The organism is Veillonella intestinalis, from assembly GCF_943193155.1.
GTDB lineage: Bacteria > Bacillota > Negativicutes > Veillonellales > Veillonellaceae > Veillonella_A > Veillonella_A intestinalis.
On the sequence record NZ_CALPDB010000005.1, the window covers coordinates 204,878 to 219,671 of the forward strand.

Sequence of the window (14,794 nt, forward strand, 5' to 3'; positions counted from 1 at the left end):
ATTATAGCATAGACCCTTGCTAAATTCACCCTTTTCAATCTAGTAATTAAACACAAATTACCCTCATATCAATACCAATTCCTCATATAAAAAATGCATCTTCACAAGTTTCCTTGCAAAGATGCATTGATTTACATATCTTGTAACTGAGCAGCAATACGACGACCAGTCTCAGTAGTAGCTAAACCACCTTCACTAGTTTCACGAAGTGAACTTGGTAAGGCACGACCAATTCGATTCATCGCTTCAATAACCTCATCTACTGGAATCTGACTAATCAAACCAGCCATAGCCATTTCAGCAGCACTGAAGGCATGCACCGCATATACGCCATTTCGTTTTACACAAGGCACTTCTACGAGACCCGCCACCGGATCACATACAAGACCGAGTACATTTTTTAGGCATAAAGCAACAGCATTCATTACCTGCTTAGTAGTCCCTTCAAGCATAGCTACAATAGCACCAGCTGCCATTGCTGCCGCTGAACCAACTTCTGCCTGACAACCACCAACTGCACCAGCTACACAAGCTTGATTCGTAATAACATTGCCAATACCAGCGCCGGTAAAGAAACCACGCAAGAAGGCCGCATCGTCCATTTCAAATTCTTCACCTACTGCGCACATACAACCTGGCATAACACCACAAGAACCAGCTGTAGGACAAGCTACTACCCGGAACATTTTAGCATTCGCTTCATTAACCGCGATGGCATAGGTTAACGCTTTATAAGCAACAGGACTTAATAAGCGAGGTGTATGCTCTAATAAAACATGAGCTTGACCACCAGACATACCACTCATAGTACGTTTGCGGTCTTCTACACCATTCACTACTGAATCTTTAAAAATTTGTACACGACGAAGTGCTTCCCCTTCGATGGCTTCACGAGTTTCACCAGTCGATTCCATTTCAGCACGAATTACAATTTCCCAAACAGGCAACTCATGAGTTTCACTAAGGTGCATCAAATCTGCCAAGGTATCATATAAGTAACTCATTCTGTCACCGCCTTCTCTAATGGTTCAAAATACATAACCGAAGAAATATCTTTATTCTTCTGAATTTCATTCATTACACTTGCCTCTACTGGCGAGTCTGTATTGATCAACATAACCGCTTCACAGTGCTTACGTTTACGGAATACTTTCATAGTCGAAATATTAACATCAGCGCGACCTAATAAGCTAGTTACGGCAGCAATAACCCCAGGACAATCATGATGGAATGTCAAAATTGTGTAATCTTCACCTGAAATTTCTACGTCTAACGCGTTTACATTAGTCACTAAAATACGGCCGCCCCCTAAAGAACGCCCTACAATTGACATATGATAATCATTTTTACCATATAAATCAAAACGAACTTCGTTAGGATGGCCCCCTTCTTCGGAGGATTCAATAAATTGATATTGTAAATTCCCCTTAGCCGCTGCTTTGAAGGCATCACGAATACGTTCATCTTCCGCATCAAAGCCCAATAAACCACCAACCAAAGCACGATCTGTGCCATGCCCTTTATAAGTTTTAGCAAAGGATCCAAATAATGTTAAATCTACGCGCTCAATATGTTCCTTAAAAATATAACGCGCCATTTTGCCCAATCGCGCAGCTCCGGCGGTGTGCGAACTGGATGGACCAATCATCACTGGTCCGATAATCTCAAAAACACTGCTCATTATGTCCTCCTACAGGAAACGTTTTCACGCCGTCACAAGGCTTCTTCTTCTATAGTATATATCACAAAGCCACGGCTTACCTTGCTTTACATTATACCACAGATTGTTTTTATAGGATAGACATTTCTATACTTTTTATGCATATACAATTCATCAGTTTCTCAATTTCTTTTAAATTGCTTTATTATTAGCCACTCTAAGATGTTTATTATTGACATATAAGTTGATTTTTTCTATACAAAATACAAAAATAACCCCCTCTAACGAGGGAGTTACTTTGTTTATATTTGTTTTTGTTATCCTTTAGTAAACTAACGGACTACAATATCATGTATCGTATTGTAACAAAACCAATAATTAATTATTACCTAAAATAGCTTTCATATCAGCTTCTGGTGTAGTAATTGGATGTAATTGGAATTTTTCAACCAAAATACCCAATACATTGCTGGATAAGAATTTAGGTAAAGTAGGTCCAATATAGATGTTGCGGATACCTAAAGCTAATAAGGTTAACAAGATACATACCGCTTTTTGTTCGTACCAAGACAATACTAAAGTCAATGGAAGATCATTTACATCACATTCAAAAGCACCAGCTAAAGCTACGGCTACTTGGATAGCAGAGTAAGCATCATTACATTGGCCCATATCTAACATACGAGGAATGCCGCCGATTTCACCAATTTCAAGGTCGTTGAAACGATATTTACCACAAGCTAATGTAAGAACTACGGTATCTTTTGGTGTTTGTTTTACAAATTCAGTATAGTAGTTACGACCTACTTTAGCACCATCACAACCACCTACTAAGAAGAAGTGTTTAATAGCGCCCGCTTTAACAGCATCAATCACTTTATCAGCGATGCTAAGAACTGTACCATGACCGAAACCAGTTGTTACTTCATGACCACCATTAATACCAGTAAACTCTTGTGCTTCTGTATAACCGCCAAGTTCTAATGCTTTTTCAATAACAGCTGTGAAGTCTTTAGTGCCATCTTCATTAGCATCTACATGTTTAAGACCTGGGAAACCAACCATGTCTGTAGTGAAAATATTGTCTTCATACGTTTTACGAGGTGGCATTAAGCAGTTAGTAGTGAATAAGAACGCACCTGGTACGCCATCAAATTCGTTCTGTTGGTTTTGCCAAGCTGTACCAAAGTTACCTTTTAAGTGTGCATATTTTTTAAGTTCAGGATATGCATGGCAAGGTAACATTTCACCATGAGTATAAATATTAACGCCTTTACCTTCAGATTGTTCTAATAGCATTTTAAGATCATGTAAGTCATGACCAGTTACTACGATGAAAGGACCTGGTTCTACTGTCAAAGGCACTTTTGTAGGTACTGGTGTACCATAGCTTTCTGTATTAGCAGAATCAAGAAGGGCCATACATTTCAAGTTCACATGACCAAATTCCATCAATAATGCTAACCATTCATCAGCACTGTGATCTTTAGCAAATTCTACAAGACCTTTTACGAACCAAGCATCTACTTCAGCATCATCATAACCTAATACAGATGCATGCCAAGCATAAGCTGCCATACCGCGCATACCAAGGAGTAACGTAGAACGTAAGGAAATGATATCTTCTTCGCCCACCCAAAGAGCTTCCCAATCAAAATCTTGAGCACTTGCATCAATAGCAGTACGAGCGGCTTCTACACGATTAATGAACTCTTGTACACGTTCTTCGTCAAAGTTAACGTTTGTTACACACATGAACAAGCCTTGTTTTAATAATTGATATTCTTTAGCAGATGCGCCTTTTGCATCACAAGCACGTGCTAAACCAATCAAAGCGGATGTTAATTCATCCTGTTTGTTCGCTACTGGCGCTGTTTTACCACATACGCCTTGTACTGTACAACCACCTGGATTTGCAGACTGTTCACACTGGAAACAAAACATACTCATATTAGCCTCCTTCTTCGGGACTCACCCGATACGACACTTTCTTAGCACTCGTAAGAAAGTAAAAAAAATATAAATCACTTGCTATATCATCAAACCAAATGTCACCTGAAGCAAGTTGTTTATTTGTGACTATGTGTAAATTATAGTATACTGAAAAAGAAAAAACTGTAGCTATGGCAACATTTACAAAAATTTTATCTTAAAGGAGGCTTCTATGAGTATCGGATTATCTAATAACACCATTTCCCTATATTTAAACACCCTAAGTAGTAGCGCCTTATTTCGCAATATTGGAGAAGATCAATTACGTTTATTTCTAAGCTCGCCCGATCTGACTATTAAATCTTTTAAAAAAAATAGTTTTATCGCCATTGCTGGTGAACCTATGGAAGGCATGGGCCTATTACTATCAGGGCGCGCTCATTTAACTCGCGAAAATGTTCTCGGCCAACGCACCATTATGACAGAACTGACCCCTTCGGCTATGTTTGGCGAAGCTTTACTCTTCACCGATATGCCCAATTGGCCCGCTACTATCCAAACTACTAAAGATAGTGAAGTTTTATTTTTACCAAAATCAGCCTTTACTAATTCTTTCAACCATTGCGATACCTGTCAAAAACAAATACTAACAAATTTACTTCACGATATGTCGGAAAAAGCATTGGCCCTTACCCGCAAAGTTCACTACTTATCCTTAAAAGGTATGCGGGAGCGCATTTACGCCTACTTCGATGATTTATATCGTCGTCAAAAGCAAAACCCTATTACTTTGCCGCACAATCGCCAAGAAATGGCTGATGTACTCAATGTATCCCGTACTTCACTAAGCCGAGAATTAGGTCGTTTACAAGATGAAAGTATCATAGAATTTGAGGGCAAAAAAGTAAAACTCTTAGATTTAACAGCTATTAGCGAATATAGCTTTTAACCCTAATCCAATCTAAACTGAGCCACAAAAAAAGAGGACTTCTTTCTAACAGAAGTCCTCTTTTACATTAATATCTAAAACCAAGGTGATAAGTCAAACTCCTCACCAATTGTCACTTTTACATGTGCACGACCTAAGTAAAGCCCCAACAAGGTAAGGCTTGTATGGCTCAATGGCATAGCATCATAAATGTCTGCCACTTTAGGTAATACAGGCGAAATATTTTCCAATACTAGCTTACGATCCGCTTGTGTAAAGTTAACAGGCTTGCTCATAGCTAAGCCTAATACATGTTGTTGAATTTCAGGATTATCAATATGTGCCATTTTGAAATAACGTGGTGCCAAGCCTTCATCAACAACGGCTAATTTTAATAATGGAGAATTTATACTCTTCACTACATAACGACCATCTAATGCATGGCCTCGTAAAGCTCGTGATAATTCATCCTTATCAAAACCGGCATAAGCAAACACTAAAGGATAGGAGTGTACCATTATATCCCAGAACGTATTGCGCTCTGACTCTTGCGTTGAGCAACGCAAGTAATCCAACTGACGATACATAGATTCTTCGCGTGGCAATTCAGACAAAAATGGCTCAATATATTTATCTACATAATGCTGTAAATGCTCTAAGCTGTAGTTATTTGAATTACGAGAATATTGCAACAACAAGGCTAGCGCCATAATCTGGAAATGACCTAACTGTAAATGTGGCAAAATACGCAATGCATCAAACGCCACCAAATACGGCGTGCTAGATTTAGGTTCTTGCACTACATCAATAAACGCTTCAATAGCCGTTTCTTTCATCCAGCTAGTAGGGGTGGTAGCATATGCTTTTTGCATACAAAGCAATGCTTCTTGCACTACGATATTTTCCAATAAAGCCTGCAACTCACCACTTTCAGTAATGCCTAACCGTTCCAAAGCAGTCGTTGTAATATCTAATACTTGTTCTTTAGTACTTATATTAATCGCACCAAAGGAACTCATAAAATGACTCGTCCCTAAAGCAATTAAATCTGTTAAGCCTGGCTCCTTCATATCCTGGGCAGTCTCTAAATTAGTCGTTTCTTCTTTTGTCAAAGGTTCACGTACTATCGGAATAATACGAGTAGCATCATTAGCTGCTTCCGCCCCTTCAACACTGGCAGGCATAATCCGTTGAATACGCCGTGTTAACTCTAAATCCGCTTCACTGCTCGCACTTGGTTCTGTAGGGATTTTAAGCATAGGCTTAGTCATGTCTAAATCAGATACAATGTCATCCCCTAGACGACTATCCCCTTCAGTGATGCCAAAATCATTACTAAGGCTGGCAGCAGGAGTGTTCTCCATAGCCGTTTCAAATTCACTACCTACATGTTCTTTAGATAAAGGTACAAATGTAGTCGCCATATCTTGCTCGCCAGTTTGCGCTAGCGAATCATTCGCCTTCTGTTCTTCTCGATAATACTCCGCTCCATGATCGCGCCGTTTCCGCGCATAATAATCGGTATTTACAACCGAATCTGAACTTGTATCAAGCGTAGCTTCCGATGTATCACCATCACGAAATACTAAATAGCATACTAAAAAGAATACTAAAATCACACCTAATACAACTAAGTACGGTATATATGCAGACATCTTATTCCTCCTGCCAATCTATTTTACTTATCCATAATAGCTATATATTTATTCTTTTATGTTACCACATCTTAGCTCATTAGCCAATGAAGTTACATAATAAAATAAAAAAGCGAGCTCGCTATTGCGAACTCGCCAATGTGGTGGACGATGACAGGATCGAACTGCCGACATCCTGCTTGTAAGGCAGGCGCTCTCCCAGCTGAGCTAATCGTCCATATTGGTGACCCGTGGGGGAATCGAACCCCCGATACCGCCGTGAAAGGGCGGTGTCTTAACCGCTTGACCAACGGGCCACTGGCTCCCCGAGTAGGACTCGAACCTACGACCGATCGGTTAACAGCCGATTGCTCTACCGACTGAGCTATCGAGGAATGGTACAAGAGATATTCTATACTAAAATCAAATTAAATGCAAGTACTTTTTTATATATTTTTCACTTTTTCTCAAAAGAATCTCAATCTATAGAAAAATACACATAAAAAGCGGCTAGGCATCACTTTCCTAGCCGCTGTCGCGCACAGTATACTTCTAATTTTATTTCATTATAAGAGCCTCTATTCATTAGGCTGAAGATAGACAGTTATACTTAGCGTTATCATGTATGTACTGAGCTGTACATAATAAACAATTATTAACCGTTGAACCCACGAAGTTTGCTAGCATCAACTAAACGTTTTAAAGCTACCATGTAAGCTGCTAAACGAGGATATACTTTATATTCTTGTTGCATAGCCCACACTTCTTCAAAGCTCATTTTCATATTCTTTTCAAGACGAGTATTTACTTCTTCTTCGTCCCAATAGAAACCAGCTTTATTTTGAACCCATTCGTAATAGGAAGTAACTACGCCACCACCATTAGCTAATACGTCAGGGATAATATCAATGCCTTTTTCAAAGAAGTATAAGTCAGCTTCATTAGTTGTAGGGCCATTAGCACCTTCTAAGATAGCTTTAGCTTTAACTTCTTTCATGTTGCTGCCATTAATTTGGTTTTCTAAGGCAGCAAGATATAAAACATCTACTTCTAATAATAATAACTCTGGATTTGGAATGCGTTTCATGCCTGGTTCTTCATAACCTTCTAAGGAACGGCCATGGGCATTAGCATATTCGTAAGCTTTTTCAACGTCAATACCATTTTCATTGTAAATGGAACCATGAACGTCACCAATAGCTACTACTTTAGCCCCTTCACGATGCATCAATAAAGCACCAACACTACCTACGTTACCAAAACCTTGAACAGCAATTGTCACATCGGACATTTTTTTGCCATTCTTTTCAAGATAGCTCTTCAAAGTAAACATACAACCACGACCAGTTGCTTCATTACGGCCTAAGGAACCACCAACAGCTAATGGTTTACCAGTTACAACACCTGGAGACCATACGCCTTTAAGTGTGGAGAATTCATCAACAATCCAAGCCATAATTTGTGGGTTAGTATTTACGTCTGGAGCTGGCACGTCAGTATCTACACCAATAATTGGAGCGATTTTACGTACAAAGCCACGAGTTAAGCGTTCTAATTCACGTTGACTTAATTTCTTAGGATCAACTTTAATACCGCCTTTACCACCGCCATAAGGAAGGTGAGCAATGGAGTTTTTAATTGTCATCCAAGCAGCCAAAGCGCGAACTTCATTTTCATCAGAATCAGGATGGAAACGAATACCACCTTTAGCAGCACCCATAATCGTGCTGTGTTGAGTACGATAGCCACTAAATACTTCAACATGACCATCATCCATTTGAACTGGAATCGCTACTTGCAATTCACGTTCTGGATGACGAATTACTTCATAATCGTTGCGCTCTAAACCAAGTTTTTGAGCCGCTTCGTCAAGTGTGTTAAGCATGTTTTCGTAGGGATTATAATTTGCCATAATCGTTTCTCCTTATTGCGTATACACAATAAAATTAATAGTTTAAAACTAAACTAAATCTTTGTCCTGTTTACACTATAACACAGGCAAGGCTTATGCACCATTCATTTTTCATATTCTTCATTTTCTCCATTACTTATACGCATAACCTGACAATAGTAGCAAAATAAAAGAGTCTAGCTCATTTAATTGAGTTAGACTCTCTATATTGTCTGTTCATATGACAATTAAATATAGATATTTCTCTATAAAGTATCCCTATTTTACTTATTCTATAGAGTATAAGGCACTCTTTGTATCTTCACATCTTTTTATTACAGATTAATATCCAACTCTACAGGACAGTGATCGCTACCAAAGATGTCAGGATGAATACGAGCTTCAACTATTTTATCATCTAAACGAGCCGAGGTAATAAAATAATCAATTCTCCACCCCACATTTCGCTCACGGGCTTTCCCCATATAGGACCACCAGCTATAAGCATCAGTTACTTCAGGATACAATTTACGGAATGTATCTGTAAATCCAGCGCCTAATAATTCTGTCATTTTAGCTCGTTCTTCATCAGTAAACCCAGCATTTTTACGATTTGTCTTAGGATTTTTCAAATCGATTTCTTGATGTGCCACATTAAGATCACCACAAAGAATCACTGGTTTTTTAGCATCTAATTCCAATAAATACTGACGAAACGCATCTTCCCAAGTCATGCGATACCCTAAGCGCGCAAGTTCTCGCTGACTATTTGGCGTATAACAAGTAACCAAATAAAAATTTTCAAATTCTGCAGTAATCACACGACCTTCTTGGTCATGTTCTTCAATACCAATCCCATTAGTCACTTGAATTGGCTTATGGCGAGTGAAAATAGCGGTGCCACTATAGCCTTTTTTAACGGCACTATTCCAATACTGTTCATAACCTGGCAATTCTAATTCAATTTGATGAGGCTGTAATTTTGTTTCTTGTAAGCAAAACATATCCGCATCTAATGTTTCAAAGCTTTCCATAAAGCCTTTTGTCACCGCTGCACGCAAACCATTAACATTCCACGATATTAATTTCATGTAAAACTCCTTTTTAAATAGACTAATTACTTAGTAATAAGCGAACTTATTTACTATTGTGCTTACTTTTTATTTATACTTACTTTTACACTCTCCTGAGATTTTGTTGCATCATCAGAACCTGCTTTAGCTCCGTCACTAGTTTTAGCAATTTTAGCTGCTTCAGCCGCCGCTTCCTGCTCAGCTACCTCCGCTTCTTTGCGAGCAAAATAAGCTTCTAATTTAGCGCGTCTCGATTTACGCGTAAGCTCTAATATAAAGGATACTACTAATAGTACCATTGCAATCATATTAGTAGTGGTCAAGCCGTAAGAATAAATATGATAAAAAATATACAAAAATGCAATCACTAACAACGCACGCTGTAAACTTGCCATAAATAGCTCCTTTCAGCATCGCCCCTTACTTATTACCGTCCTTCTTTTGCATAAGGAGTAATGACTAACTCATCTTTAACTAATTCAGCCATGTATACATCAGATATAGCATAGCCTTGTGCCAATACTGTTTCGTCCAACCAAGAACGGTCCTTTTCTACTAAGGATAACACGTTTTCGTCCACTTGCCCATCAGCAATTAAGGGATAATGTACAGTATCTTCACCATATTTAACAACAGTTACTTGTCCATTTTGTTCTAATACGGCCCGTCGCACTTCACTGACATGGCGTATACCGGCACTGCGCAATTTCAAATGTAATTCCCCTGCACTCACACCATGTCGCATACAATCTTCTACTTGCACCTCACCACGTTCAACCACAATAACGGGATTACCATCAACGATTCGTTTCACATGATGATTATAAGCTGCTAAATAGCGCAAAGCCATAACTACGATAGTCCAACCAATAAGAACTAACAGGAATTGCAAAACACCAATGGCATCATTATAAATAACCCCACCAATAATGCCACCAAGTACATAGTTCTGCACTTGATCAATCGCTGAATTCGGTGCTAAATTGCCTTTCCCCATCAAATTAATTTGAAAAACTAAACACAAAATACCCAAAATTAATTTAATCATAATGAGGGTGTAACCAGTTATCATAATCATCTTACTCCTTCGCTATATCCACTACTTTTATTTGCGAGTCAATCATATGGACTTGCGTTAGTGAATAGGCCTCAAAATTCTTAGTAAATTGAGCTCGGTAAAAACGATTACCTACATTGATAATTACATCCTCATTCAAATGTAAGGTATTAACACGTATATCGTCTTTTGAAACGCCTAGCCGCTCTGAAACGGTAACTACAAAATTAGCCATACGGCTACTCTCTTCTGAGTTTCGTAGCGATGAATCATATTCGCTCCAGCGAATCCCTAAGACGAAAACTATAATTAAAGACAATAAAATTGTCAAATCACGATATCGACTATTCAAACGATGTCGAATAAATTGAATACTCACTAATAACAGTGCTACTAATAGTAAAAAAGACAATCCATATTGCATAAGTGCATTAAACTGCCCTTGTTGTGCAATATAGGCATAACTATAAAAATTCAAACGTTCTTCACCTCTACTACATTAAAGCCTCATCATATGCAGCCCGACTACCGCCAATATATTTTGGTCGAATGCGAGCTGCCGTTACATGGGCTCCCCCAATTTGTTTTACCCCCAAACGGACAGGCACTACTACGGGTTTTAAATGCATACCAATAAATGTATCCCCAATATCAAGGCCTGCATCGGCTTCAATCGCTTCAACAACAACAGGTGCTTCAAACTGATTATAAGCTGCCATGGATGCCGCCCCACCAGCATGTAATTGTGGGACTGCATTACAAATAGCCCAGCCACGATTTCTTGCTACAGACTTTTCAATCACTAACGCACGATTCAAATGCTCACAGCACTGTACGGCTAAGGCAATCTGTTTTGGCTCTAATACAGCAAGCAGAGCCGCTATAATTGTCGCCCCCACCTCTTCAGCCGAATCAGTGCCAATGCGCGAACCCCGCACCTCACTAGTAGAGCAGCCAACGACAACTACATCACCAGCTGTCAAATGACTAACTACAATTAATTCAGTTATTGCTGCCGTTACAGCCTCTTTAATGACTACTAACTCTTTATTTGGTATTTCCATTATACCCCTTCTTCCTCGTCATCATCTAATAAATAATCTTTTGCCATCCACCGCTTAGTAGTCGTAAAAGTAATCGTTACCCATTTTTCATCAGAGCGACCACCAATAGCATCGTCAATCTCATTACGAATCTCATCTAACGCTTCAATCCGCTGACAACTATAATTTTTTGGCAACAAAATATCAATTTCGATAATATTGTATTTGCCATAGGCTTGTACACTAGTTACATAGTCTTTGAAATGATACCGTGCCATAAAGTCGTCCATAATAACTTGTACGCGATTATGAATTTCTGTAGGTGCCACGCCCATAATCTGCTTTGTCGCAGGCACAAGAATTTTTATAGCACTTGGCATCATCTGGATAGATAAAGCAATTAAAACTAGAGGATCCACATAGCGAGCATAATAAGCCCACTCTGTCTGCTGTAAGGCCCAGGCAATAGCAAAACTAACTAAAATACCCGCTGCCAACACTGCATCAATAGACCAACTAATATTATCAAATTTCACTAAATTTGATTGCAAGCGTTTATTAATACGCTGTACATAAAAATAATAGGCCCCATCCACGATGGTAAAAAAAGCGGCATACAATACGATAGGCCCTGCTTCTACGGCATGACCTTCACTTAACAAACTCGTAACCCCAGTCATAAAGGCGTATAACACGAATAGTAAGGTAAAGCCCCCTTCTACCATAAGCACCAACGGTTCAAATTGCCAATAGCCAAATTGAAATCGCTTACTCGTTTCTCGAGAAACTAATTTTGACGTCATAATCATCATGATTTTTATAATGACTGCCATAAACGATACAATGCCATCTAATAAAACCGCTGCCGAACCTGTGATTACCCCCATAATCGTACCACTAACAGCCACAACAAACATAAGCCACGCGGATTGCCAAAGGAGTCGTTGCTCCACATCTTTCATTGTTAGCATACATAACTCCTTTCATAACTATTACTAAACACGATTACCCTCGCGTAAAACATAGGCATACGCTCTACGATAACCTGTTTCATCACGTTCAATATATACCCCTTGTAATTCAGGGGCAAATCCCGGCAATTCATTAATCCCTTCTTCTAGCGCCACAAAATAATCTCGCGCAGTTTGAGACCACATTTCCCCAGGCTGTACACAAATAACACCTGGTGGATATGGCAACGCCCCTTCTAAAGCAATACGCCCTACACAATCGGCAATCGGTACTAACTCACCCTCTCCTTTTACAAAGTCTATATTCGCCGCTTGTGGCGTTTTTATATAAGTAGGGAAGTATTCTTTTTCAAATAAGCGTTGCTGTAATTGACTAACATTGCGTTGTTTGTAAAAATCATGCATCTCTTGACACAATTGACGAATTGTATACCCCCGATATTTTTCTATATTCATTGCATATACCGTAGGCAATACGTCCTGCATAGGTGCATCCGCTTCAATCAATTGTTCAAAGCGCAATAATTTAGCAATCAGCGCATCCATCTTAGTATATGATTCCGCTGGGGTTAATAAAAATAAAATGGTATTTAAATCACATTTTTCAGGAACAACCTGATGTTCTCGCAAATAATTTGCCAAAATAGTGGCGGGAATACCAAACTCTTCATATTCACCCGTTTCCATATTAATGCCAGGCGTAATCAATTGGAATTTACAAGGATCAATAAAATATTGGCCTTCCCCATAGCCCCTAAAGGAATGCCATTTGGCCTCTGGTTCAAAGGCAAAGTAAGCTATATCATCTACCATAGCTGCCGTTTTGCCATCTTCCCAAGGCTGGCCATGTACAATAGGCGGTACTAAAGGACGTAAATATCGACAATTTCGTAATACTGTTTTACGTGCTTCAATCCCTACGGCCACACAATCATGCCATAATGCACGGCCTCCGTCACCACTATGAATCTTAGCATTTACATCTAATGCTGCAAATAAAGGATAAAATGGTGAGGTCGATGCATGCATCATAAAGGCATTATTAAAACGCTTCTGATTCACATAACGAGCCTGTCCACGAATATGAGCATCTTTTTTATGAATTTGTGATGTTTGTGAAAAACCAGCCAACTGCTTATGAACAGATTGGGTCACAATAATTCCTGGATCGTCTGGCCCTAATTCCAATAATAACGGTGAACAATCCTTCATCATAGGAATAAATTGTTCATAACCTACCCAAGCTGAATCAAATAAAATATAATCACACAAATGGCCAATCTTATCTACCACTTGTCGCGCATTATATATAGTCCCATCATACGTACCTAATTGAATGACAGCTAAGCGAATAGGTCGTTCTGCTTGCGCTTTCTGTGGATCACGTTCAGCAATACGCTCTCGTAATAATGCTTCCTCAAAACAAGCCTCAGGAATACCGCCAATAGAACCGAACGGATTGCGCGCAGTTTCTAAATATACAGGAACAGCACCAGCCTGCACTAAGGCTCCATGAGAAATAGATTTATGATTATTTCGATCATATAAAACAATGTCTCCCGGCGCCAACAACGCATTCAACACCACTTTATTAGAAGTAGAAGTGCCATTTAATACAAAATACGTTTTGTCCGCATTAAATACTTGCGCAGCATGTTCTTGCGCATCTAAGGCATATCCTTCATGAATTAATAAATCACCTAATTGCACATCGGCATTACACAAATCACTGCGGAAAATATTTTCCCCATAAAAATCATAAAACGCACGCCCCGCCGGATGTTTACGGAAAAATTGCCCCCCTTGATGACCTGGACAATTAAACTGTGAATTGCCTGTTTCCACATAACGGCGTAATGTTCTAAAAAATGGCGGTAATGACCGATGTTCATAATTTAAAACAGCTGTTTCCACACGCCGTGCATAAAACTCTCGCTCTGATGGCTCACTGTCTAAAATACCATAAGCATCACGCAGCACCGTATCTTCAGCTTGTGCCACTTGCTCCGGCGTTAAACCTTCCATACCAGTCCCTGTGCGAACCACAAATACAGGTATATCAAAGGCTTTGACAGGTGTATTAACTAATGTATCAATTTCACAATCGCCAATAAGTACGGCGCCCACATCCGTGAAATCTGTCTCAGCTGGTCTAATAACAGGGCGTTTAGTCAATACGCCCACAATAGCTTCTGCTTGTTCTGAAATTGCAACTTTTAAAAGGGACATATAAAACCTCCTTTATGAGTTTTATACCTGATAGTAAACGAAAATGCCTCATATATAGGGACATTACTTACAAATTTTAACTAGCTATCAATAAAACAACTCCCAAATACTTACTTTTTATTATACCGTATTTACTATTTAAGGGCTAATTCTAAAGAATAATTCTAAATTACATATTTATCATGACCTCTTATCCATCTTTACAACTATAGTGACTTGAAGAGATAGCAACTAAAATTTATAAGCCCCCTAAACCAGCTACCAATAAAGATAACTAACGCAAAACAAATATAAATTCAAATAAAAAAAAGAGCTGTAAGTCCCATTGTATCGAGTAAACTTACAACTCCTTATTATATTTAGACAAGTTTCTATT

The 14,794-nt window shown here is 39.0% G+C and carries 13 protein-coding genes and 3 tRNA genes; 1 reads left to right on the forward strand and 15 read right to left on the reverse strand.

The window, feature by feature from the left end:
• Positions 1–131 precede the first annotated feature (131 nt).
• The 3 genes from sdaAA to hcp all read right to left on the reverse strand — a co-directional run bounded on the left by sdaAA (position 132) and on the right by hcp (position 3,610).
• Positions 132–1,004, reverse strand: a complete 873-nt coding sequence (sdaAA, locus tag NFR44_RS07490) for an L-serine ammonia-lyase, iron-sulfur-dependent, subunit alpha (RefSeq protein ID WP_251443057.1) — start codon at positions 1,002–1,004, stop codon at positions 132–134.
• Complete coding sequence (gene sdaAB, locus NFR44_RS07495) at positions 1,001–1,681, reverse strand: L-serine ammonia-lyase, iron-sulfur-dependent subunit beta (RefSeq protein WP_251443060.1); 681 nt, start codon at positions 1,679–1,681, stop codon at positions 1,001–1,003. The genes sdaAA and sdaAB overlap by 4 nt, the downstream gene beginning before the upstream one ends.
• Before the next feature lie 357 nt (positions 1,682–2,038).
• Entirely contained in the window at positions 2,039–3,610 is a 1,572-nt protein-coding gene (hcp, locus tag NFR44_RS07500; protein WP_251443063.1) for a hydroxylamine reductase, read from the reverse strand.
• Positions 3,611–3,824: 214 nt separating this feature from the next.
• Between hcp and NFR44_RS07505 the strand changes: the two genes are divergently transcribed.
• Positions 3,825–4,541 (forward strand): Crp/Fnr family transcriptional regulator, encoded by a 717-nt coding sequence (locus tag NFR44_RS07505; protein WP_251443066.1) that lies wholly within the window; start codon positions 3,825–3,827, stop codon positions 4,539–4,541.
• Between the two features lie 74 nt (positions 4,542–4,615).
• On the opposite strand, the gene NFR44_RS07510 is transcribed toward NFR44_RS07505, so the two are convergent.
• The 12 genes from NFR44_RS07510 to speC all read right to left on the reverse strand — a co-directional run bounded on the left by NFR44_RS07510 (position 4,616) and on the right by speC (position 14,418).
• Positions 4,616–6,175 carry an LPO_1073/Vpar_1526 family protein gene (locus NFR44_RS07510; protein WP_251443069.1) on the reverse strand — a complete coding sequence of 520 codons (1,560 nt, stop codon included), beginning with the start codon at positions 6,173–6,175 and terminating at the stop codon, positions 4,616–4,618.
• A gap of 141 nt (positions 6,176–6,316) precedes the next feature.
• Positions 6,317–6,392, reverse strand: a tRNA-Val gene (locus tag NFR44_RS07515).
• Between the two features lie 4 nt (positions 6,393–6,396).
• Positions 6,397–6,471 (reverse strand) — tRNA-Glu (locus NFR44_RS07520).
• Between the two features lie 2 nt (positions 6,472–6,473).
• Positions 6,474–6,549: transfer RNA gene (locus tag NFR44_RS07525), tRNA-Asn, on the reverse strand.
• Between the two features lie 260 nt (positions 6,550–6,809).
• On the reverse strand, positions 6,810–8,066 hold the full coding sequence (locus NFR44_RS07530; RefSeq protein WP_251443072.1) for a Glu/Leu/Phe/Val family dehydrogenase: 1,257 nt from the start codon (positions 8,064–8,066) through the stop codon (positions 6,810–6,812).
• 314 nt (positions 8,067–8,380) lie between these two features.
• Positions 8,381–9,136, reverse strand: coding sequence for an exodeoxyribonuclease III (locus tag NFR44_RS07535; RefSeq protein WP_251443094.1), 756 nt, complete (start codon positions 9,134–9,136; stop codon positions 8,381–8,383).
• Between the two features lie 62 nt (positions 9,137–9,198).
• Positions 9,199–9,513 (reverse strand): hypothetical protein, encoded by a 315-nt coding sequence (locus NFR44_RS07540; RefSeq protein WP_251443097.1) that lies wholly within the window; start codon positions 9,511–9,513, stop codon positions 9,199–9,201.
• 32 nt (positions 9,514–9,545) lie between these two features.
• Positions 9,546–10,166 carry a DUF421 domain-containing protein gene (locus NFR44_RS07545; protein WP_251443100.1) on the reverse strand — a complete coding sequence of 207 codons (621 nt, stop codon included), beginning with the start codon at positions 10,164–10,166 and terminating at the stop codon, positions 9,546–9,548.
• A gap of 31 nt (positions 10,167–10,197) precedes the next feature.
• Positions 10,198–10,653, reverse strand: a complete 456-nt coding sequence (locus NFR44_RS07550) for a DUF3290 family protein (RefSeq protein ID WP_251443103.1) — start codon at positions 10,651–10,653, stop codon at positions 10,198–10,200.
• A 16-nt stretch (positions 10,654–10,669) separates the two neighbouring features.
• On the reverse strand, positions 10,670–11,239 hold the full coding sequence (locus NFR44_RS07555; RefSeq protein WP_251443107.1) for a TIGR01440 family protein: 570 nt from the start codon (positions 11,237–11,239) through the stop codon (positions 10,670–10,672).
• Positions 11,239–12,189: a cation diffusion facilitator family transporter gene (locus NFR44_RS07560; RefSeq protein ID WP_251443136.1), complete on the reverse strand. Its 951-nt coding sequence runs from the start codon at positions 12,187–12,189 to the stop codon at positions 11,239–11,241. The genes NFR44_RS07555 and NFR44_RS07560 overlap by 1 nt, the downstream gene beginning before the upstream one ends.
• Before the next feature lie 24 nt (positions 12,190–12,213).
• Positions 12,214–14,418 (reverse strand): ornithine decarboxylase, encoded by a 2,205-nt coding sequence (speC, locus tag NFR44_RS07565; protein WP_251443139.1) that lies wholly within the window; start codon positions 14,416–14,418, stop codon positions 12,214–12,216.
• Positions 14,419–14,794: the final 376 nt, after the last annotated feature.

Bases quoted from the DNA above. Each gene is read 5' to 3' on its own strand.
- sdaAA (WP_251443057.1), bottom strand. From the start codon at position 1,004: ATGAGTTACTTATATGATACCTTGGCAGATTTGATGCACCTTAGTGAA.
- sdaAB (WP_251443060.1), bottom strand. From the start codon at position 1,681: ATGAGCAGTGTTTTTGAGATTATCGGACCAGTGATGATTGGTCCATCC.
- hcp (WP_251443063.1), bottom strand. From the start codon at position 3,610: ATGAGTATGTTTTGTTTCCAGTGTGAACAGTCTGCAAATCCAGGTGGT.
- NFR44_RS07505 (WP_251443066.1), top strand. From the start codon at position 3,825: ATGAGTATCGGATTATCTAATAACACCATTTCCCTATATTTAAACACC.
- NFR44_RS07510 (WP_251443069.1), bottom strand. From the start codon at position 6,175: ATGTCTGCATATATACCGTACTTAGTTGTATTAGGTGTGATTTTAGTA.
- NFR44_RS07530 (WP_251443072.1), bottom strand. From the start codon at position 8,066: ATGGCAAATTATAATCCCTACGAAAACATGCTTAACACACTTGACGAA.
- NFR44_RS07535 (WP_251443094.1), bottom strand. From the start codon at position 9,136: ATGAAATTAATATCGTGGAATGTTAATGGTTTGCGTGCAGCGGTGACA.
- NFR44_RS07540 (WP_251443097.1), bottom strand. From the start codon at position 9,513: ATGGCAAGTTTACAGCGTGCGTTGTTAGTGATTGCATTTTTGTATATT.
- NFR44_RS07545 (WP_251443100.1), bottom strand. From the start codon at position 10,166: ATGATTAAATTAATTTTGGGTATTTTGTGTTTAGTTTTTCAAATTAAT.
- NFR44_RS07555 (WP_251443107.1), bottom strand. From the start codon at position 11,239: ATGGAAATACCAAATAAAGAGTTAGTAGTCATTAAAGAGGCTGTAACG.
- NFR44_RS07560 (WP_251443136.1), bottom strand. From the start codon at position 12,189: ATGCTAACAATGAAAGATGTGGAGCAACGACTCCTTTGGCAATCCGCG.
- speC (WP_251443139.1), bottom strand. From the start codon at position 14,418: ATGTCCCTTTTAAAAGTTGCAATTTCAGAACAAGCAGAAGCTATTGTG.